Here is a 763-nt window from a genome sequence, read left to right on the forward strand (position 1 = left end):
GAGCTTGTCCATCATCAGCGTCCGCAGGGCACGGCCGGAGACGAAGGGGTGCATGCAGATGTTGAGGTAGCCCTTGCCTGTCGCGTGCTGCTGCAGGAAGGCTTCCCACCACATGTCCATCACGCGCTCGGGATCGCTGATGCGCTGAGCGGAGGTGGGCGTGCCCAGCCAGGCGAAGGAATAGAACATCGCGTCGTCGATGGCGTAGTGGAACGGCAGGTTGATGAGCACCTCCGGCCCGTCGGCATCGCGCACGTAATGCGGCATGTGGCTCGCCGAGCCGCTGGAACGGTAGATGTAGCCGAGCTCGCGCAGGAGCTTTGGGCTGTGCCCGCTTCGCGTGCCGACGCCGCGATAGCCGGCGATCTTGGCCAGCGCCTCGGTGGAGCGCGTGAGATGGTCGCGCTCCAGCTCCGGATCCTTGGGGACGTGGTGTTCCCACATATGGTCCGTGAGCTCGTGGCCGCTCTTCACCACGGCTGCCAGCGACTGCTGATAAAGCTCGCAGATGCGGCCGGGCGTGAAGATCGTGCCCTTGATGCCGTGGCTGTCGAACAGCTCGACGAGCCGCCAGATGCCGACGCGCCCGCCGAACTCGCCCTTGGCGAGCTGCATGGGCGGCTCGTTCTTGAGCCGGCGCAGCAGCATGGCGTCGAAATCGGCGGTGAGGTTCACCGCGATGCGGGCGCCGTTGGGCCATTTGGGATCGGTGATGGGCTCGTGACGGGCGAGATACCCCTTCGCCGCGACATCCAGCGCGTCC

Annotated in this window: 1 protein-coding gene; it reads right to left on the bottom strand. The window is 66.2% G+C overall.

Features of this window, described 5'->3' with window-relative positions; genetic code table 11:
* A partial coding sequence (locus tag AC1DWF_RS33870; protein ID WP_476842869.1) for a polysaccharide deacetylase family protein occupies window positions 1-763 on the bottom strand: 763 nt, incomplete at both ends.

It is taken from the genome of Aminobacter sp. P4_D5 (assembly GCF_056401815.1).